Origin of the sequence: Pantoea sp. BL1 (assembly GCF_000963985.1) — a bacterium.
Lineage (GTDB): Bacteria > Pseudomonadota > Gammaproteobacteria > Enterobacterales > Enterobacteriaceae > Pantoea > Pantoea rwandensis_B.
The window spans coordinates 1-19375 of sequence record NZ_JZRH01000015.1 but is presented as its reverse complement, the minus strand read 5'-3'; the positions used below and the strand labels follow the sequence as shown (position 1 = coordinate 19375).

General features: G+C 49.5%; 21 protein-coding genes and 1 pseudogene. 10 read left to right on the top strand and 12 right to left on the bottom strand.

Annotation, left to right across the window (positions count from 1 at the left end):
* Positions 1–4 precede the first annotated feature (4 nt).
* Positions 5–940 (bottom strand): signal peptidase I, encoded by a 936-nt coding sequence (gene lepB / locus VH86_RS08820; protein WP_045832651.1) that lies wholly within the window; start codon positions 938–940, stop codon positions 5–7.
* A gap of 211 nt (positions 941–1151) precedes the next feature.
* Here lepB and VH86_RS08815 point away from each other — a divergent pair, with 211 nt between their 5' ends.
* Positions 1152–1403: a hypothetical protein gene (locus VH86_RS08815; protein ID WP_045814538.1), complete on the top strand. Its 252-nt coding sequence runs from the start codon at positions 1152–1154 to the stop codon at positions 1401–1403.
* A 71-nt stretch (positions 1404–1474) separates the two neighbouring features.
* On the opposite strand, the gene VH86_RS26275 is transcribed toward VH86_RS08815, so the two are convergent.
* Positions 1475–1600 carry a hypothetical protein gene (locus tag VH86_RS26275; RefSeq protein WP_255352476.1) on the bottom strand — a complete coding sequence of 42 codons (126 nt, stop codon included), beginning with the start codon at positions 1598–1600 and terminating at the stop codon, positions 1475–1477.
* 388 nt (positions 1601–1988) lie between these two features.
* Between VH86_RS26275 and VH86_RS08810 the strand changes: the two genes are divergently transcribed.
* Complete coding sequence (locus tag VH86_RS08810) at positions 1989–2381, top strand: YgiW/YdeI family stress tolerance OB fold protein (RefSeq protein ID WP_045832650.1); 393 nt, start codon at positions 1989–1991, stop codon at positions 2379–2381.
* Between the two features lie 116 nt (positions 2382–2497).
* On the opposite strand, the gene VH86_RS08805 is transcribed toward VH86_RS08810, so the two are convergent.
* Positions 2498–2698: a hypothetical protein gene (locus tag VH86_RS08805; RefSeq protein WP_045832649.1), complete on the bottom strand. Its 201-nt coding sequence runs from the start codon at positions 2696–2698 to the stop codon at positions 2498–2500.
* 241 nt (positions 2699–2939) lie between these two features.
* Here VH86_RS08805 and VH86_RS08800 point away from each other — a divergent pair, with 241 nt between their 5' ends.
* Both VH86_RS08800 and VH86_RS08795 read left to right on the top strand, forming a co-directional pair.
* Positions 2940–3137: a hypothetical protein gene (locus VH86_RS08800; protein WP_045832648.1), complete on the top strand. Its 198-nt coding sequence runs from the start codon at positions 2940–2942 to the stop codon at positions 3135–3137.
* Positions 3138–3926: a hypothetical protein gene (locus tag VH86_RS08795; RefSeq protein ID WP_045814534.1), complete on the top strand. Its 789-nt coding sequence runs from the start codon at positions 3138–3140 to the stop codon at positions 3924–3926.
* On the opposite strand, the gene VH86_RS08790 is transcribed toward VH86_RS08795, so the two are convergent.
* Positions 3918–5690, bottom strand: a complete 1773-nt coding sequence (locus tag VH86_RS08790; protein ID WP_045832647.1) for a sensor domain-containing phosphodiesterase — start codon at positions 5688–5690, stop codon at positions 3918–3920. The genes VH86_RS08795 and VH86_RS08790 overlap by 9 nt on opposite strands.
* 779 nt (positions 5691–6469) lie before the next feature.
* On the opposite strand from VH86_RS08790, the gene VH86_RS08785 reads away from it, so the two are divergent.
* The 3 genes from VH86_RS08785 (at position 6470) to msrA (ending at position 8139) form a co-directional block, all read left to right on the top strand.
* The gene (locus VH86_RS08785) at positions 6470–6715 is read left to right on the top strand and encodes a ParD-like family protein (RefSeq protein ID WP_045832646.1); all 246 of its coding nucleotides are present in this window, start codon (positions 6470–6472) and stop codon (positions 6713–6715) included.
* Positions 6712–7500: a type I methionyl aminopeptidase gene (map, locus tag VH86_RS08780; protein WP_045832645.1), complete on the top strand. Its 789-nt coding sequence runs from the start codon at positions 6712–6714 to the stop codon at positions 7498–7500. The genes VH86_RS08785 and map overlap by 4 nt, the downstream gene beginning before the upstream one ends.
* 102 nt (positions 7501–7602) lie before the next feature.
* Positions 7603–8139: a peptide-methionine (S)-S-oxide reductase MsrA gene (gene msrA, locus VH86_RS08775; RefSeq protein WP_082082846.1), complete on the top strand. Its 537-nt coding sequence runs from the start codon at positions 7603–7605 to the stop codon at positions 8137–8139.
* On the opposite strand, the pseudogene VH86_RS26110 reads toward msrA, so the two are convergent.
* The 3 genes and pseudogenes from VH86_RS26110 to VH86_RS08765 form a co-directional block, all read right to left on the bottom strand.
* A pseudogene (locus VH86_RS26110) lies at positions 8136–8279 on the bottom strand (LysR family transcriptional regulator); the annotation flags it as partial. The gene msrA and the pseudogene VH86_RS26110 sit on opposite strands and share 4 nt — an antisense overlap.
* 71 nt (positions 8280–8350) lie before the next feature.
* Entirely contained in the window at positions 8351–8758 is a 408-nt protein-coding gene (locus VH86_RS08770) for a hypothetical protein (protein WP_045832644.1), read from the bottom strand.
* A 78-nt stretch (positions 8759–8836) separates the two neighbouring features.
* Entirely contained in the window at positions 8837–9445 is a 609-nt protein-coding gene (locus tag VH86_RS08765; RefSeq protein WP_045832736.1) for a LysE family translocator, read from the bottom strand.
* 114 nt (positions 9446–9559) lie between these two features.
* Here VH86_RS08765 and VH86_RS08760 point away from each other — a divergent pair, with 114 nt between their 5' ends.
* Positions 9560–10456, top strand: a complete 897-nt coding sequence (locus VH86_RS08760; protein WP_045832643.1) for a LysR substrate-binding domain-containing protein — start codon at positions 9560–9562, stop codon at positions 10454–10456.
* A 31-nt stretch (positions 10457–10487) separates the two neighbouring features.
* On the opposite strand, the gene VH86_RS08755 is transcribed toward VH86_RS08760, so the two are convergent.
* Positions 10488–12053, bottom strand: coding sequence for a methyl-accepting chemotaxis protein (locus VH86_RS08755; RefSeq protein WP_045832642.1), 1566 nt, complete (start codon positions 12051–12053; stop codon positions 10488–10490).
* 410 nt (positions 12054–12463) lie between these two features.
* Positions 12464–12970 (bottom strand): DUF892 family protein, encoded by a 507-nt coding sequence (locus tag VH86_RS08750; protein WP_045832641.1) that lies wholly within the window; start codon positions 12968–12970, stop codon positions 12464–12466.
* 453 nt (positions 12971–13423) lie between these two features.
* Here VH86_RS08750 and VH86_RS08745 point away from each other — a divergent pair, with 453 nt between their 5' ends.
* Positions 13424–13627, top strand: coding sequence for a general stress protein (locus VH86_RS08745; RefSeq protein WP_034822638.1), 204 nt, complete (start codon positions 13424–13426; stop codon positions 13625–13627).
* 448 nt (positions 13628–14075) lie between these two features.
* Here VH86_RS08745 and VH86_RS08740 read toward each other — a convergent pair whose 3' ends face one another.
* The 3 genes from VH86_RS08740 to VH86_RS08730 are packed head-to-tail and all read right to left on the bottom strand — an operon-like array spanning position 14076 to position 17902.
* Positions 14076–15386 (bottom strand): c-type cytochrome, encoded by a 1311-nt coding sequence (locus VH86_RS08740; RefSeq protein WP_045832640.1) that lies wholly within the window; start codon positions 15384–15386, stop codon positions 14076–14078.
* A 1-nt stretch (position 15387) separates the two neighbouring features.
* Positions 15388–17160 carry a GMC family oxidoreductase gene (locus VH86_RS08735; RefSeq protein WP_045832639.1) on the bottom strand — a complete coding sequence of 591 codons (1773 nt, stop codon included), beginning with the start codon at positions 17158–17160 and terminating at the stop codon, positions 15388–15390.
* A gap of 22 nt (positions 17161–17182) precedes the next feature.
* On the bottom strand, positions 17183–17902 hold the full coding sequence (locus VH86_RS08730; protein ID WP_045832638.1) for a gluconate 2-dehydrogenase subunit 3 family protein: 720 nt from the start codon (positions 17900–17902) through the stop codon (positions 17183–17185).
* Positions 17903–18326: 424 nt separating this feature from the next.
* On the opposite strand from VH86_RS08730, the gene VH86_RS08725 reads away from it, so the two are divergent.
* Complete coding sequence (locus tag VH86_RS08725; protein WP_045832637.1) at positions 18327–19346, top strand: LacI family DNA-binding transcriptional regulator; 1020 nt, start codon at positions 18327–18329, stop codon at positions 19344–19346.
* Positions 19347–19375: the final 29 nt, after the last annotated feature.

Genomic DNA, 19375 nt, shown 5'->3' with positions numbered 1-19375 from the left:
CCTCTTAATGGATCCGCCCGATGCGAGCTAACCGCAACCCTGTCGGCCACTGCCCTTCCTGTTTTTCCATGCTGAATCCAATCGCCACCGCTTTGCCCACCAGATTAGGCTCAGGGACAAAACCCCAATAGCGGCTGTCATAGCTGTTGTTACGATTATCACCCATCATAAAATAGCTATCCGCCGGCACCACCCACTCTCCAGGCTGATGGCCTGATTGATGGAAAAACGTCGATGCTGAAACAGTAAATTCAGGTTTCTGCAAAATGCGATGCGTCACCCCCGCCAGCGTTTCAGTGCCCATCAGTAAACGCTGTTCAGAGGGCTTTTCCTTGCCAATGGGCCTGGCATAGAAGCCCGGATGCGCTCCGGCAGTCTCGACGAATTCGCCCGCTTTGAGCGCACTATAGTCAATGGCTAGCGCAGGTGCACAAGATTGATTGTCCTCGTAAAAAGGGAAAACAGTGAGCTGTTGTGTGGCTGGATTGAATATCACTTTGTCGCCGGGCAAACCGATGACTCTTTTAATGAACAACTGCGTTTCGTCCTGAGGAAACGTAAATATCGCAATGTCACCGCGTTGAGGGTGTCCGGTGGAAAGCAGCGTTTTCTGATTGAATGGATTTCGCAGCCCGTATGAATACTTGTCTGCCAGCACCCAGTCGCCGGTGAGTAGGGTTGGCATCATGGAGCCAGAAGGAATGCGAAAAGGCTCCCAGCCAAAAGCCCGAACCAGTAACACGATGACAAGCAACGGAAAGAGCGATGCGGGCGTATCCAGCCAGCCCGGAAGACGTTTGGATAGGCTCTGCTGCATGAGCGAGGACTCTGCTTTTTTCTTCTCAACGTTGACGCGAGAGACAACGCAAAGCCTATATGCCCAACTCAGGCCGCTAAAAATCACAGCAATGGCCAGAATCAGGGCGAAGATGTTCATCATAAAAAGGTTCCAGCGCTACAGCGTCATCAAGGCGGGTCGTAAATATGCGCCGTGAATATAAACCAAACAATAAGCTATTGCTCTCCCATCTGTGCTTTACGGCTCGCTTATTCAAACTGAGGAGCAGAGGCTTGAGTTATAAGCATTTCAATGCGATATTCATTTCAATACCGTGGCTTGCTTAATCAACATACTTTAATAGGGAGCGATGATGTCAGCTGAAGAGAGAATAAAGGAACTTGAGGAAACCGTGCAGCGGTTAAAAATTGAAACCGATGTATTGCGCGAACTGATGATTAAACAGGTTGCGTTGAATAACATTAGCTTCAAAGGTAAGTACGATGAAGTCATTATTAACATGGCTAAAGAGTATGAAGAGCGCGGACTTGAGGTAGATCGTAATCGTGCTATGCATGAAGCGATGCGGCAATACATCAAAGATGATACATCATCCAATGATTGAACCTTTGTTCTGTAACAAAACTTACCTTCAGATAGAACGAAAGAGCCGCAGCAGCGGCTCTGTATTGAGAATCAGATAATGGGTTTTTGATCATCAGGTAAGCCACGATCGTCAGTCTCATCGTCTTCTTCATCGGGTAAAGGCAAATCGTCGCCAGGCAGTGGCTTCACATCATCTGGATCTGGACGTTCTGACATACATACCTCCATTCACCCTGATTGGGTATAGGTAGTTTAGTTAGGTGATGATTAAAGCGATGCACTAAATAACCGATTATGTGAAACAAGCGTAAAATATTTTTTAAAAACTAACCGCGACTAGTAAAGTGAGTTTTCTAAACTACATGCTTCGTTTATCACTGGCCCTCAGTTTGAAAAACGAAATCTAATCAATCGCTCGTTTTAAAATCTTAGTGCACAATGTCCCTCACATTAAAACGAGGTATTTTCTTTCAAGCTACTGCTTATCCACAGTTTTCGCCGTTTAAAGAAGATTTAAAAATGAAATTATTACTCTGCGGCTGCGTTTACTCTCCCTCATTTGTGCCAGGCTTAAGTATTAGACATTCATCTCAGGAGATGAGATATGCATAAAGCTGCATGGGTTGCATTAATGTTGTCATTGAGTTTCGGGGCTCACGCTGAAAAGGGAGGTTTTGAGCCCGGTAAAACGCCACCGCCACAAAATAAGGAGGATGCCGGTTATAAAGGCTCTGAAGATACGGCAGAAACCCCAGTGACGCTGATAAAAGACTTTCGTCAGGGTGGGTATGTCACGCTTGAAGGCTACATCACCCATAAGATTAAAGGCGATACCTATCAATTCCGAGACAGTTCCGGCACGGTAAATATCGATGCACCGATCACTACTTTTAAGGGAAAAACCTTCAATGCTGAGGATAAAGTGCGAGTCAGCGGTAAAGTCTTTGGTAAAGGAGATAATGCTCATCTAAAAGTCTCAAGAATAGATGAACCTTGATCCGATCATAGGCACACCTCAGCCATGCCATACTGGCTGAGGTAACTCCCTCTCACATTATTTAATACTCTGTGGTTTATTGCTGTACGCAAACATCCAATCCCGTTTCAAACATGTTATTTGTCCTGAAAAGGATCATGTTTGTGATCTTTACTGTCATCGCGTGTACGAGGGATCTCTCCATGATCTTTAGGATTATCTTTGGCAGGATGATCAGCTTTTTCATGAGCATTCACTGCATAAAGGTCCGCCTCAGGTAGCTTTTTGTGCGTATTACCTTCACTATTACGTTGCTCATTTTCGTTATGATTTTTCATAAATTACCTCATTAATAGTTTCTTAATAACTATAGTCTATTATTTGCAATACAAATCAATTTTTATCAGGGATTAACATCAGGTAATAATATCTCTTCCCAGATTGCGGCCTCGCTTAAATACATTAGATGACCGGATTAATCTGTAAAGCTCAAAAACATCCCCTTTGATGATGAGAGAAGCCAGAACAACAACTGGCTCTGTGCCATACTGTTTTCATCCCAGAAAAATGGAAATTAACATGATTAACTTTGTTACTTCCCTCTTTAGCAGCCCAGAGTCATTGCTCCAGGTCATGAGTCAGGAAGATATGAAAGAATCTATTCAGGAAGGCGACAGAATCATTATTGATGAAGATGGTAACGCTTCGGTTAATCCTTTAAGCCCAAAGGTGCAACGCGATTTTTCCCATCATGTCAAAACGTTGAAGGGTATTTAAATGGGAACGGCAATATTTATGGTGCTGATGGTGTGTGGTTATTGGTATACCAGCCGCGACATGTCGAGTCGCTTAAAAATAAAACGGTCATTTGGCTGGGATGTCTATTTTCTCATTGCGCTTTATGGCTGTATTTTCGTCTTGCAGGGTGTGCTTGCAACGGGGATCGTTTGGCTGATCTTACTCGCCGCTTCAGCACTCAACAACACGTTTGCACTTAGCAGTCTCGTACACGCCCGCTGGCATGTGGATTTTATGACATGGAGCTTTCTGGGTATTCAGGCACCGGTAGTGATTATGCTCGCCTTTGCCCTGCTGTTTTGTGTGTATCGTTCTAACTGGGCTGGTAGCGCGCGATTAACCGCCAGCAGCCGCCGCGACCTCTATCAGCGATTGTCGCGTTCGAACGGCATTGAGCAGATGTTGTTGCAGTGTATGGAAGAAGGTGAGTTAGCCTGGGTAACGCTAAAATCCCGACGCATCTACATTGGCATGATTCATGCCGCCACTTTCGAATATGCCAGCACGGCTAACATTGTATTAATACCGATGCTCAGCGGTTATCGCGATGCGCGCACGCTCAACCTCGCTGTTGAACACAATTACAGCCGCTGGTACCACGAACACGATATTGATTTTATGTCAAAACCCAAATCGGCTTTAGAGTTTCGCAAAGTCATTATGGTTGATCAAATCGAGAGTCTGTCGCTGTTTGACCCCGCCAGCGCCAGTGCACTGGCAATGGGTGAAGCAGGAACCGATGACGTCAGGACAGAGGTATCACCCTAATTTCCAGCGCAACCAATTATCCAGTTCGCTTTCAGGTAATGGGCGGGAATGAAAGAACCCCTGCGCCTGATCGCAACCGAATTCTTTTAACGCTTCAAGCGTCTCAAGATTTTCCACGCCTTCAGCTAACACCACGTAATCCAGTTCTTTAAGCATGGCGATGATACTGCGAGTGATGATGCGTGACGCGGTGTCCGTGGCAAGTCCGCCGACAATCGAACGGTCGAGTTTGACCACATCCAAAGGCATTTTTCGCAGATAACTGATATTGCTATAGCCGGTGCCGAAATCGTCCAGCGCAATACCGAAACCGCGCAGTTTCAACATTTCCAGGCCAATGATTGCTGCCGTGCTTTCGATGATGCGCTCGGTTTCCAGGCACTCAATGCCGAGCAGGTTCGTCGGCAGGCGTGCCTTGATCATCTTACTTTCGAGTCTGTCGGCAAAACTTTCTTGACTAAAGTCGCGTACGCTAACATTCACCGTGACAGGCAACTGGATACCTTGTCCGTTGAGCCGCTTCAAACGCTCAATGGTTTTATCAATGACCCATTCGGTGATCTCTTGCAGCAGAGTGGTTTGTTCCGCGAGCGGGATGAAGACTGAAGGAGAAAGCTCGCCTCGGGTGGGATGGCGCCATCGAATCAGCGCTTCAAGACCAATCGGTAAACCGCTGCTCAGACAGATTTTCGGCTGGAACACCAGATACAAGCCATGATTGTGCCGTACAGCAGTGGCCAAATCGTTGACGAGAGTAAAGTCATCCGTACGCCGCTCATCGTTTTTCTCACTGAAGCTCATACACGGGATCCCGCGACAAATGGCTTCATGCAAGGCACTAACGGCTCGACGCAGCGCTTCCTGAGCGGAAATTTCTGACGGCGAAAAGAGGGTTTCACCGGTATGCGTCGCTAAATCGACCGATAAACCTTCGCCAATCTCGGCGCGTACGCCTTCCATGCGTCGCGCAATCCACTCGGCGCACAATGGACTTTCTTGTTGGGTTAATAGCGCGAACCGCCCGGTTGCCACGGTATAGAGCAGTTCATTTTTGCCGGGACGCAAACGTAGCGGCAGTAACGTTGCCATATCTTTGAGCAGCCCTTCGACTGGCGCCATGCCCAACGAACGCGCCAACTCATAGGCTCGCGGCATATCGATGCAGTCGATCAACACCAATCGATACCGTGTGTTATCACCCGCATTACGCAAGGATTGCAGGTCTCGAATCAGTTGCTGTCGGTTAGGCAATCCTGTAACCAGATCGGTAAAACCGACAGAATGCCAGGCTTCCAGAAAGGAAATCACCAGTTGTGATAGCAATGTCATCGTCGCCAGCTTTTCAGCGCTAAAGGTGTGTGGTTTGCTATCAACCACGCACAGCGTGCCTAAGACCAGCCCTTCCTGGCTCTTCAGTGGCACGCCCGCATAAAAACGAACAAAAGGTTCGCCAATAACAAAAGGATTGACGGAAAAACAGGCGTCCAGTTGGGTATCGGGCACCACCAGCGGTTGATCCCCTTCTACCACGTACTGACACAAAGAATCGGCACGCAACGTTTCACCGACGTTAAAGTTGTGAGCAGCTTTGATGTATTGGAAATCATCGTCAAGGACTGAGATGAAACTGCTGGGAACATCCAGCGTTTTACTGACCAAATCAGTGAATTTGCTCAGTACATCGTCACGGCAGATATCCGGCGTCCGAAGTGCCTGGAGCGTGATGCAGTCTGGCTTAAATTCGTTAGTTATGCTCATTTGCACTCGCCCATTCCATTGGTACGGATAGCAATGCTGAACTCAAAAGAATAACTTCATTATCATTAAGGAGAATATCCGCCATTTTGCGTCTATTTTGCTCATTATTTACCGGTGAATATCACCATACTATGCCCGCCATCACGTTTTGTCATGCTGAAATATCTTTACAAAAAGCTTACATGAAAACTGAGTAAAGGGATCTTTCACCTGATTCAAGCGAAGCGTTAATTGAAAACAAGGATTACGGCTGCCCAGACATCTTATCAATGGCACACTCATTAATAGGGTTTAATAATTAGCGTATTAAATTCAGTCTGTTGCCAGAACTTCAACAAACACAGAAAACCATCAAATAAGCGATGCGTCACGGAAAATATATTTCTGCCGTATCGCTAAGTTGCTGCCGATTTTCTCTTAATGATACGACTCGATTATTAGCTTAATCCCTCTATCGTGGATTATTTTATTTTAGCTAAGGTTTCAAATCCCGAACATTCAGCACCCTGCTCTGGGGAAATCCAGAGATATTACTCTGCAACGAGTGTTAAGCCGCTTCGCAGGGTATTTTCCTTTAGTCTATCTTTTCCTCTGCCCTATTTTCCTCTGCCCTCTTTTCCTCCACACATCACGCCATCCTGTCACGCCGTAGCAGGCTTAGACGGCTAAAAGGTAGGGATGCTGTTCATGGTCACGGCAAACTTCCCAATATTTCCCCTTCCATCTTATCCGGACGCAGCGTAACCTATATGCAAAACGTCTATGTTTCATATACGGATCGCATAATGGGTATCGTAAAAATTTCTGATCTGATGCATGAGAATCTGCGTATCGCGAGCACGGCATTAAGCCGTTCCATCAATGCGCAGGCAGAACACTGGATGAAGATTGGCATGCTGGCTGAGCTTTATCCTGACCTCAACCTTCAGGAACTAACACGCCTGTTGATGCGTGTCGAACGTGACGGCGGCGCAGATTTAGCGCAGCTGCTTGACCAGCCTACATTAACCACGCAGGGAATCGCGCAATGACCATCAAACTGCATACTGCTGAAGAAATCGAACTGGCACGCGCTGCCGGACACGCCGCGGCAAAAGTGCTGGAAATCATCACCCCTTACGTCAAACCCGGCGTGACCACAGATGAACTGGACGCCATTTGCCATGACTATATTGTCAATGAACTGAAGGTTGTTCCCGCCAATATTGGCTATCACGGCTATACGCGCACCACCTGTACGTCGGTAAACCACGTGGTGTGCCATGGGATTCCTGGTGAGAAAAAGCTCAAGAATGGCGATATCGTCAACATCGACATCGGCATCATCAAAGATGGCTGGTACGGTGATACCAGCCGCATGTATTACGTGGGTGAGCCGTCGGTGCGCGCTAAACGTCTGGTCGATATCACCTACGAATCCATGGTGGCGGGCATTAAAGTCGTCAAACCCGGTGCAACTTTGGGTGATATCGGCGCCGCGATCCAACAGGTGGCGGAGAAAGCCGGATTTTCAGTGGTGCGTGAATATTGCGGTCACGGTGTCGGTGAGATTTATCACGGCGAGCCTCAGATTCTGCACTACGGTACGCCGGGCACAGGGATTGCGCTGCAGGCAGGCATGATCTTCACCATCGAGCCCATGATCAATGCTGGTAAAGCAGGCACCAGTGTTTTATCTGATGGCTGGACGGTGGTGACAAAAGATCGCTCGCTGTCGGCGCAGTGGGAACACACCATTGCTGTGACCGAGACCGGCTTCGATTTGCTCACGCCATGGCCCGAAGGCACAGGGGATTACGCAGCAATAGAAGCCTGAGTGCGGCTCACCGCGCTGATAGTCATTCAGGATGCGCCAATGCAGTGGCGTTACTTTTCACCGCCGTGTAAGGTAACGTCACTTTTTTATCCGGAACTTAGACTGATGCGTGAACAAGCCATTTTTGCCGGCGGCTGCTTTTGGTGTACTGAAGCGATTTTCCAATCCATCCATGGTGTATTGAGCGTGGAAAGTGGTTATATCGGCGGCCATGTCTCGTCACCCACTTACGATCAGGTTTACAGCGACACCACGGGTCACGCCGAGGCGGTGAAAATCGAGTTCGATCCCGCGCTCGTCAGTTACGACGATCTGCTCGACATCCACTTCGCTACGCATGATGCCACGCAGGAAAACATCAAAGACGGCGTGGTGCGTTCACGTTATCGTTCCGCACTGTTTCCGACCAGCGATGCACAACGTATTGCCGCTGAACAAGGGATAGCGCGTGCCGCTGCCGAACTCAGCAAGCCGCTGGTGACAAAGCTGGAACCGCTAGCTGAGTGGTACGCAGCCGAAGACTATCATCAAAACTTCTGGGAGAAAGAAGGACAGGAAAACGCCTTCTGTATGATGAATATCCCGGCAAAATTGCAGAAACTGCGCAATAAATTTCCGAAACAGGCATCAGATGCTTAACGCGCCATCTCATCGATAACCTGAGTGATGCGCTGAATCACCCTCTGCGCCGCCCGCGATAACTGTCGGGATGGCGCAGTACACAGAGCCTACGTCAGCGGACGCATCACGCTGTTTTTCAGCGGCACAAAGCACAGTTGCTGCTCAACTAATACCCGCAGACAAAGTGCTCCTGATGGCCGCTGGCATTGGCATCACTCCGCTTTATAACTTATTTAGTGCGCCACATGCGGTACTGTCCCCAGAAGCCCACTTCTGTGGCGTACTCCTGTGGCGTGCCGTCAGCCACAATATCCAGCGACTTGCGCATCCCCAGACTCATCACTGAACAGTCATTACTGACGCGCAACTTGTGCAGACCATTTTCCAGATACGCAGTGACAAACTGGTTTTGACGCAACATCGCGACATCCTGACCATCCACGTTCACCACGAATTTGCAGGATCCGCCGCTGGCACTACCAATAAACTGCTTAAGGCGCGTAACGGTAACCGGTGTCTGCTTCTTGCTGGCATCCGGTGTCACCATTTGCTGATTGATGATGGTATCGGCTGATCCATAAGGTCTGGCGCACCCTGCCAGGGTTAAAACCGCTAACGCTATCAATGCTTTTTTCATTATTTTTCCCTTTAAGTTGCTCCATGCAGCAATTCGCTATGCGTTATCGGCGTTGTGGGTAAAATCTTCAATACCACGCTACAACAACAGCTGCCTCAGGTTGTAGAACGCGCCCGCCAGCGCGATCAGCAATAATATCAGCATTGATACCCGCTCCATGCGTAGCTGTTGTGCACCCGGCAGCCAGCGTTTTACGGTGATGATGTAAAACGCCAGCACCGCAAAATCGAAGGCCATCCACACCAGCGCCAGAGTGATCAGGCTGCTGCTAAGATCGGGCGTAATGGCGATAAACTGTGGAAACAGCGCGGCAAAGAACAGAATATCTTTTGGATTAGAGATGCCCACCACAAAGCCTTTCAGCAATCCACCCTGTGCTGCGGGCCGGTGGGCGATTGCACTGGTCGCAGCACGTAAGCCTTGCCATGCAATCACGCCAATAAATAGGGAACCCAGCAACCCGGCGACTTGCAAACTCCGAGGATTGATCGAAACCAACCCCGTCAACATCAGCGCAGCCAGCGCGATCAACACCAGTGATGCCGCGTTAGTGCCCACCACGGTGGCAAAAGCGCGGCGATAACCGTGACGTGCGGCCGTGCCCGTAACCAGCGCCACCACCGGGCCTGGCGTCATTAACAGCAATAAAATTGCCAGCATATATGCCAGCAGCAGTGAGAGATTCATGGCATCGACCTGTAAACGCACGCGAAGGTCGCCAGTATTGCCTTTCGTTTGTTCGTTGAAAAACGCTTTAAAATGACGTTGAATGTGAGTTTTACTCAACATTGAGTTTGCCTTATGACGCTTCCACCACTTTATGCGTTGCGCGCCTTTGCCAGTGCGGCGCAGTTGGGGTCTTTTAGCCAGGCCGCCGCCGCACTCAACGTCACTCCTGGCGCGATTAGCCGTCACATCCGTACCCTGGAAGAGTGGTTCGATTGCCAATTGTTTATCCGTAAAGGGCCCAGGGTCGTAATCAGCGCTGCGGGTAGCGTATTCGCGGCACAATTACAGGTCGGATTTGCCTCTTTAGAGCAAGCTTGCGCCGCCTTCGCGCAGCAGGGTCATCAACTCCGTCTCAAGGCTCCTTCGACACTGACCATGCGTTGGTTGCTGGATGTACTCCAAGCATATCGTGAGCAAAACTCAACACCAGAAGTGCAGATTACCAGCGTTTGGATGGACACCGACAAAGTCGATTTTGCCCGTGAACCTTTTGACTGCGCCATCTTGTTGGGTGACGGTCATTTTGGTGCAGACACCGAGTGCCATTTGCTGTTTCAGGAGTGGTTAATTCCGATTTGCGCCCCCGCGCTGAAACGACAAGCACAAACGCAACTGGCAAGCTGTGAATTGATTCACCCTTCACACGATCGCCGCGACTGGCTGCGATGGTCACAGGGGGTAGCTGATGCACCGATTATCAATCTGTGGCAAGGCAAACTGTTCGATACTCTGGAACAGGGCTCGATGGCGGCGATCAGCGGACACGGCGTTTCAATAGGTGACCTGCTGCTCAGCCATCAGGCGATCAACAACGGCTTACTGGTGCTGCCATTTAACCAGCCGGTGGCGACAGGTGACGGTTATTATCTGGTGTGGCCGAAAACCCGGCAGGAAGCGCCCAACATCAAGCTATTGCTTCAATGGTTGCTTGATCAGGCGCCCGTCTTAAATAGTGAGAATCTACCGTAGTGGCGACCTTCAGGCCGCCTGTCACTTGTTGTTATGCGCTATGACGCAAGGTAAACACACTGACGCTGTTCACCATATTTGTCGCTTGCTCGCTGAGCATGGCGGAAGCGGCCAGGGATTGCTCCACCAGCGAGGCATTTTGTTGTGTCGTGATGTCGATTTGGCTGATGGCGGTGTTGATCTGACTGATGCCATCGGCCTGTTCGGTACTGGCCTGGTTAATCTGTGACAGCACTTCCTTCATGTTCACCACGTTGTTCATCATTTCCGACATCAGTTTGTTGGCATCCGCCACCATGTCACGGCCATCAACGATGCGCGTGGAGGACTCCTCAATCAGATGACGAATCTCATGCGATGAGGTGGCGGTTTTCTGTGCCAGCGCACGCACTTCCTGCGCGACGACCGCAAAACCGCGACCGTGCTCCCCTGCTCGTGCCGCCTCAACAGCCGCATTGAGCGCCAGGATATTGGTCTGGAAAGCAATCGAATCTATCAGATTGATAATGTCTGCCATGCGGCCTGCGGAATCATGGATCTCAGCCATTTTGGTCGACACATTGTTCATCATGGTGGCATTCTGCCCCACGGCGCTTTCCGCCTTTTCAGACAGATCGGCAGCAAAGTGGGTGTTATTGCGCGTGTTGCTAATGGTGGCGGTAAATTCTTCAACCGATGCTGCCGTTTGCTCAACCGAACTGGCTTGTTCTTCAGTGCGCGCGGCCAAATCATGCGTCCCCGACATAATTTCGCTGGCACCTCCTGAGATTTGCTCTGCGCTGATACGAATATGACTGACAATGGTCGACATTTTATCCTGCATCTGCTGAATAGCGTTTATTAACTGGCCCATTTCGTCTTTACGTTTTTCATAGAAATTCGTACTGAGATCGCCATCAGCAACGCGGCCTAAAAACGCAATCACATTATTTAATGGCACAGTAATGGATTGGATAATAATCCAGCCAATCAATGCAGAAAGAATAACCGCCGCAAAAAAGATCACCACCATTGAAATTTTAGTGGTGTGGTAGGAATCCATAAAATGTGTGTAGGAGCCGTTCATCTGCTGCTCTTGCAGTGCAATAAAACGCTGCACTTCACCCGTGTAGTCCTTCTGTTTACTCGCCAATGCTGTCAGATAATAATCCAGCGCTTTATTAGGGTCCTGGCTCGCAAGTTGCAAAAATTCATTGCGGCCCTCTAAATAAGCTTTGCGTTTATCATCCAGAATTTTGAGATAAGCAATAGAATCGTCATCTGTTGCCAGTGCATGCAGTTGACGATAAATCTCCGTAATTTGCCCGGTCGCCCCCTGAAGCTCATTCATGATGGTGCTGCGGCGCTCCGCATTGATTGGGCTGAGCAGCAAAGCCTGTCGCTGAATGGTGGTGTTAATCTCATCGATCAACTGATTGCCCAACGCAATGGTTGGGTAATCATCTTTCATCATACCGTTGACGCCGGTTTGTGCCATAAACAGCGAATTTAAACCCAGTACCGCAACCAAAAGCAGCATACCGATATTGATGAGTGAAGAAATAATGAGTTTGCTGCGCAATTTAATATTACGTGAAAATCCTTGAACTATGTCCATTTAGAAACCTCAATGATTTTTATTAGTGAGTCATGAAATCCAGGTGTTATTAAAACAAAGAAATGGAGACGCTCCGCGTTCTCATCGGCAGCATCCCTGCTGTTATCGTCAGCATGCTCACTAACCTTAATGCTTTTACTTAAATATAACTTACTCGTGAAAGACAATTCACTTCCTGTGGAATAGCGAAAATAGACAATTTGATCAGTTATATTAAATTGTTGGCAATAATAGTCACATGAGTGATCAATGTGCTTTACTTATTAAACTGACTTTGGGCAGGTTGATCTTACGTTTGGATAAACGTAACGGCTTTTTAATGCAGCTTATGCAATTGCTGTTAACGTGCAAACATTAATAAGGCAAAATATTTTCTCTGCGGGCAGCCAGCAGGCCACCCAGAGAAAACGCTACACCACGCTTGATGCTTCACTAATCGCGAGTAAGTCTATCGATTCATTGGCCGCTTCAGGCAAGTCTGCAAGCAGCCTGTCCGCCATTTGCCCTTCCTGTTGCAAGATGCGCTGAAAAATATCCACGCCTTCACTGTCACCAGCCTGTCTGGCGGCAGCAATTAACGTGGTATAAGTGGCAAGTTTATAACTACAAAAGACATAGACGCTGACGGCCATCCGCGCGCCCTGCTCAACACGCAGCATATCGCTTGCGGCCTGCCCCACCACAGACAGGCGACCTAATGCCTCTTTTAATGCCGACCAACCCTCGTCATGGCATTTCAGAACGTCTTTCACCTGCAACTGCTGTGCGCGTGATTGCGCAAGATAATGCGCGATGTGACTCCCGATTGCAGAATCACTGTCGAGACGCTCCATCGCCTGTTTTAATAACATTTCACCGTGTTTCTCCATCGCGTGTGCATCACGTAGCCAATCCAGATAAACAGATTCCCTCGTCATTCATTCACTCCTGGTTGATGTGCTGTTAATGAACTACCTTTGGGGATGGTATGCAGTTGCTTAGCAAGCTAACCGATTCAACACCTTCGCTCATGGAATTATCTGGAAATAAGCGAAGCGTTAATTAACGACCTAACAATCACCTTAATTAAACGTAGCAAGTAAGCCCCCTGGCGCAAGCCGCTCAACTCAAAACTGAGAGGGATGATTAATATCACGACCTTACCGCTTCGCTTATATTTAACCGCACGCCACGCTTTACTCAACATCTAAAGTGCGCTAACAATCATCATTCATGTGAGTTTCATCTGCTTATAAACAAAAATCGACTTATCCTTAAACAATCAGTCTGCAAAATAATAAAACTTAAGATTAATCCTGACTTGATTATGGTAAAAACAACGCTACATTTATTTTTGCTTTATGTTGGTACAAATATAATGAGGAGAACGCATGACGGACCCTAACAAGCATCCTGAAGAGGAAGAGAAAAAGACGCAACGTCGTGGGGGCACAGGGAACTTCGCCGAGGACAAGGAGCGTGCCGCTGAAGCAGGCCGCAAAGGCGGTCAGGTAAGTGGCGGCAATTTTAAAAACGATCCGAACCGCGCCGTTGAAGCAGGCCGGAAGGGAGGAAAGATCAGCCGCCGGAAATAACACTATCATTAATTCAACACAGGGTTACGTTCGCTAGCCTTTATCACAACACTCTCCTGACGCGTATTAGCGCTTCGCTTAAATGCAAAATTCGCTACGTCAGGAGGGTTATTTTCGTTGCTAACTACAAAAAATCGATCACTTCTTGATCAATCGTGCGCCATTTGCCGCTTCGCTTATCCGGCATTTTTCCTTTATATATTAATGATCAATTTAGATTCTAAAATAAATAACTAAACACGAATTAACCAACATATTTGTACACGGAAATTTAAGTTGTACACCTTAGTAGAAATTAAAATCGGACGTGATTAAGTTAATTACAAAACTTGAATTTGACATGCCTCAGATGCAATTACCCTGTTGTTAATGGCTGTCCTGCTGAACATCAGGCAACAAAAAGGGCTGCTATTCTTTGAGAAATAGCAGCCCTGGTGAGTGAGTTAACTTAACGTGCTGGCATCTGCGCGGGTAACTTCAATTGCGCACGTGCTTTTGCCACTTCATCCGTTGTCACCGGTTTAGCCGCATTGCCCCAACTGTTACGCAGGTAAGTCGCCACTGCGGCCACCTGCTCGTCCGAGAGTTTCCACGCAAATGAAGGCATGGCTCCACTGGTTGGATTTCCCGTAGTCACCGCGCCGCGCCCGCCCTGCAACACCGTCGTGATGATGGAAGAGGCATCATCCGCTAGCAGGCCAGGGTTATTTGCCAGGCTGGCGGCAAGGTTGGGGATCCCTTTGCCGTCGCTGTTATGGCAGGCAGTGCAGTTGGCTGAATAGACATTTTCACCCATCTTCATTTGCCCATTATCCATCGGTAACGGTTGCGGCAACGCCGTGGTCGATGCCGGCACTTGCTTGAGATACACCGCAATTGCGCGCAAATCAGCGTCGGTTAAGTGTTGTGTGGAGTTAGTCACAGCTTCCGCCATCGGGCCTGAAGCGACCGCCACATGGTTACTGCCGAGCTTGAGGTAATCCACCACCTGCTGCTCAGACCAACTTCCGATACCGGTGTGCGGGTTTGGTGTGATATCGGGGGCATGCCATTCACCCAGATTGCCGCCTTGCAGATAATCACTGCTGTCACCGCCAATAAGATTCTTCGCGGTATGGCAGGCGGCACAGTGTTCTGGCCCTTCCACCAAATAAGCGCCTCGGTTCCATTCAGCACTTTTACTGCTGTCTATCTGGAAACCTGCGTTGCGGAAAAACAGCAGGTTCCAGCCCATCATCGCCAGACGAATGTTATACGGGAAGCCCAGGTTGGTTTCCGGCACCTGATAGTGAATCGGCTTCACCGAGCGCAGGTACATCCACAGATCGTGCATATCCTGATCCGTCAGCTTCACATAAGCGTTGTAGGGCATCGCAGGATAAAGGTGCTCCCCTTCTTTACCCTTACCGTGACGCACTGCGCGGAAGAAATCACGCTCCGTCCAGCTACCGATGCCGGTTTCGCTATCCGGCGTGATGTTGCTGGCATAAATGCCGCCGAAGGGGGTGCTGATGGAGTAGCCCCCGGCCAGCGGCAGTTTGCTTTCCGGCATGGTATGACAAGCCGTGCAGTCACTGGCAATCGCCACATAACGTCCACGTTCAATCGCGGCACTGTCTGTCGCAGTTGGCGGTTGGCTGGTGAGTACGTTGTTGCTGGCGACATCATCCGCAGAGGTGTCGCCGTTCATCCACAGCATGCCCGCTGCCACGGCCGCAGCGATCACTGCTACGCCCGCAATCAGTTTGGTTTTCTTCATCTCACACCTTCACCAACGGACCTGGGTTTTTCAGGTACTGTTCAATAATGGCTTTCGCCGTCCACAGACTCAGCGCCCCAATGGTGCCTGTTGGGTTATAACCGGCGTTGTTTGGGAAAGAGGAAGCCCCCAGTACAAACACGTTGTGTGCATCCCAGCACTGTTGGTAGCGGTTAAGCACCGAGGTTTTTGGATCGCTGCCCATGACCGCTCCGCCAATGGTGTGGTCGCTGGCAAAGTTGTACGGTGAGTACGCGCCCGAGGCAGAGTTAGTGCCAATGACGATTTCAGCGCCCATGGCCTTACCGATCTCCACACTCTTCTCTTCGATAAATTTCGCCGAGCGGCGGTCATTGTCGTTGTAGTCAAAAGTGACACGCAACAATGCATTGCCGTTGTCATCTTTGTACTCAGGATCGAGGTCAAGATAGTAATCTTCGTGCGAGAAGCTGGTGCCCTGGCCGAAGATAAAGGTCGTGTTTTGGAACGCGTGGGTATAAGCCTTCTTCCAATCTTTACCCCAGCGTGGCGAGCCCGGTGGCAGTGCATCGGCATTGCCGATAGGACGCGCGCCACGCGCCACCACCAGGATCCCTGCGCCACCGATAAAGCCCAGACCGCTATGGTCAAAGTTATCGCCGTTCCAGTCGTCCACCTGCGAAGAGAGGGCTCCGGCACCGATATACTGATTCAGATTTTCATCTTTGAAGTGGATCGCTGCACCCGATACCGTCTGGAAGCTATAGGCACGCCCTACCACGCCGGTTTTGGTCACCGGATTGTAAGGCACGCCAATTTTGGACAGCAGCAGCAGGCGCACGTTTTGCATCTGGAAGGCGGACAAGATCACGATGTCTGCAGGCTGTACCCACTCTTTCTTGTTCTTATCGAGGTAGGTCACGCCGGTGGCGGTTTTACCGTCTTCCGCTTTATTGACGCGAACCACCGCGGAGTCCGTTAACACCGTGAAGTTATCACGTTGCATTAACGCTGGGATGACACAGGCGTTAGGGCTGGATTTTGAGAAGTTACCGCAGCCGTAGTAGAGGCAGTAACCGCAATAGGTGCAAGGCCCCATACGCACACCCAGTGGGTTAACGTAAGCGCGTGACGCCTGGCCAGCGGGAACCATGAAGGGTTTCAAGCCGATCTTCTTCGCGCCTTCAGCAAAAATATCCGTCAGACGCATACTCTCCAGCGCAGGCAAAGGGTATTCGCTTGAACGGTTACCCTCGTAAGGGTTGCCGCCTTCAATGACTTCGCCGTTCAGCTTACCGGCCTTGCCTGACACGCCGGCGATCTTTTCAAAGCGATCGTAAAACGGTTCCAGCTCGTCGTAAGTCACTCCCCAGTCTTGCAGAATCACCCCTTTGGCAATCTGCTGCTTTCCGTAACGCTTCACTGTCTGGCTGTAAGGCTCGAAATCGAACGGCGTAAAACGCCATGCCATCCCAGCCCAGTGAGTGCCCGAGCCTCCCACGTTGTAACCCAGTTCATTCAGGTTCCACTCGCGCGTTGGCAGGGCCGTTTGCGTGATGTTATTACGGAAAGTGGTGGTTTCGACGGCGGGCGGCAGCAGCATACTGCGGCGCGTATCCCAACGCAGTTCATCGGTATCAACCGAGGGGGGAAAATCTGTCGCGGTTTCAAACCACGGGCCACGTTCAATGGCAACGACATTCAGACCTGCGCGGGTCAGCTCTTCGGCGATCAAAGAGCCGCACCACCCCAGGCCGACGATGGCGACATCAGCTTTTGGACGGACGTTATTCATAGTTTATTGCTCAGCAAACAAATTAAAGGGTGTTATCAATCAGGCTGGTAGGAATGATGTTGAGCTTCTGTCCTTTTTTCGGCAGCAGATCGCGGAAGTCGTAGCGAGCGCCAGGGAAGCCAATCATTTTCCAACTGGTCATGTCTTTGTTGCCGCCATAAATCGGGTCAGACAGGAAGCCCTCACGCACGTTCTGCAGCAACAGTTCAAAGAACACTTTGGTTTCAACTTCCTCACCGAGATCGAGGCTGTTCTGCTCCATTGCGGTCAGCACCTGATCCTGCTGATCACCACTGAGTGAGAGGAAGTCTTTGCCATATTGTTGCTGGAGGGCTTTATCCAGCGCAGCAATGCCCAGACGATAGCGTTGTGCAGGCGTCAGCGGAGATTGCGGCCCCTGCTCAGCGGTGCCTTTGACGAATTTGCCTAAACGGTAGATCGCCACTGCGTTGCCGTAATCGCCCGCGAGTTGCCGATCAATAAAAATGGCGCACCCTGCCTCTTTGCCACTCAGGCTGGTTTCATCGGCTGGAATAAATCGTTCAGCGATGGCGCCTACCGTGTCAAATTCATGCTGAGTGAGATATTGCAGCCCCCCTTTTCTCGGCGGTGCGGGCGGCGTTTGGACTTTGCCGGGTTCCCAGGGCTGGCCACCCGTCACCACATCGGCTTGTGCCAATGTCGGGATCGTGGAAGCCACTCCCAATGCGGTGATGGAAGTGAGAAATTCTCTGCGTTTCATGTTTTCCCTGCTTTCACATTGCAAACCAGGTCAAATAACAGACGTATTTGTGCCTGGCATTGAGCCATATAAATAAGGTTTATTGGATAAATACTGACGTTGCCCTGTGGGCTTTTATTAGATAAATACTGAGGTAAGTTTTTACATTCAAATTACGTAATTAATTAAATATTAACAACGCAGCAAAGAGTAATGACTCCCCCTTCGCTTTGAAAGGTTTTTTTTGATGGTTTCCCATCATTGAAGTTTTTAATAAGCCGCGCTGGAAGATGTAGAGTATGGTTTCGTCCCGCAACATTTAACATCTTGCCAGTCACGAGATGTTGCGCATAATACGGCGAAAATAGACGCCCAGTTGTGACCTGAAGCGCACTCTGCGTTGTTGAAATATTGGACATGAATTTTACTGGGGCATTGAAGCATCATGAAAAAACTCACCCTGATTAAAGTGGCTGAACTGGCCGGGGTTGGGATCGCAACGGTTGACCGCGTACTGAATGAGCGTGGCGGCGTTCGTCCTGAAACGGTGCGCAAAGTCTTGCGTGCCGCACGTCAGGCTGGGTTGCAGCGTTTACTGCCGGATGATACACAGCATCCCTGGCAGATTGAGGTATTCCTGAGCAGTAATGGCACCTGGTTTTTTCAGCAATTAGCCGATGAATTTGCCAACATTGCCGATCGACTGGGTTATCGTAAAATAAAATTATTTCGTACATTGGTGACGGAAAATCCACCGGAAAAACTGGCGGAAAAGATAAAAAAAAGCGGTGAGTTGCGCGACGGTATTATTGTTTATGGGCATGACTATCCCGTTATTCATGACGCCTTATCCCGGTGTAAAGATAAAGGTGTCCCGGTGGTTTCGCTGGTTTCAGATTTACCCAATTCACATCGATTCTGTCATGTTGGAATAAATCAATATCAGGCAGGACGTACCGCAGGCTTATTAATGAGCCAGACTATGCCTCACAAGGGGGATGTGATCATGGTTAGCGGGCGTTTTGATTTCAGCGCACATATCCAACGTATTTCAGGTTTTCGTGATGCCATCACCCAACGTGCTCCCTGGTTACAGTTGCGTGAAGTATTAGCGGGGGAAGATGAACGGCACAAAATCCGTTCGCTGCTGAATCACACGTTACAGCAATCAAGCAATGTGGTCGGTTTGTATAACTCTGGCGACAACAACAGCGATATCAGTGCTGTATTGCAGCAACACCAGTTGCTCGGCCGCTGCTGCTACATCACACACGAATTGTATGATGTGACGAAAGACCTGCTGCAAACTGGCGCGCTCTCCTACACGCTGGATCAGAATGCTCGCCAGCATGCCGTGCTGGCCACCGACCTGTTGATAAGACATCTGGAACAGGGATTTGAACCCGATCTGTATCGGGACGGCCGCGTAGAACTGCGAATTGTGACAGCAGAGAATATGGATTAGCCAGGGAGGCTGTGAGTCTGTGAGTCTGT